Origin of the sequence: Aequorivita aurantiaca (assembly GCF_030410135.1) — a bacterium.
GTDB classification, from domain to species: Bacteria; Bacteroidota; Bacteroidia; order Flavobacteriales; family Flavobacteriaceae; genus Aequorivita; species Aequorivita aurantiaca.
Map to the genome: position 1 here is coordinate 1 of NZ_JAUGQQ010000044.1, position 443 is coordinate 443.

Sequence of the window (443 nt, forward strand, 5' to 3'; positions counted from 1 at the left end):
TCCGTTTGGTTTACCAGTTTACCGTTTATGTCATAGATCATCAATTTCTCTAGGGAAATGTTGGTCTTGTTCACAAGGTTCACCACATTGTCCGCCGGGTTGGGGTATAACGCCAAGCCCTTGTCCAATGAGTTCTCGGCCACGCCGATGGTGGTCTCCACGGTAAGCTCGAAATCACATGTTGAGGCGTTTCCGTACTCATCGGTAGCTGTCATGGTGATGGTGTAAGTGCCATCGGACAACGGAGTGCCGGGGGCCGGGTCCTGGGTGGTGATGGTCACCGGATCCGTACAGTTGTCGTCCGCAATTGCCTCGCCCGTGGCGAAGTAATCGGGCAGGATATAGAAAAGGTTGCCGGCTCCTGGATCCACGGTCTGGTCCGCAGGGCAGGTAAGCTCGGGAGCCAGCCTGTCAACCACGCTCACCTCGGCGGTGCAGGAGGC

1 protein-coding gene is annotated in these 443 nt (G+C 56.4%); it reads right to left on the bottom strand.

From position 1 onward, the window contains the following. Window positions 1–443: T9SS type A sorting domain-containing protein (locus QRD02_RS14530; RefSeq protein ID WP_290255647.1), on the bottom strand; the 443-nt coding region annotated here is incomplete at both ends.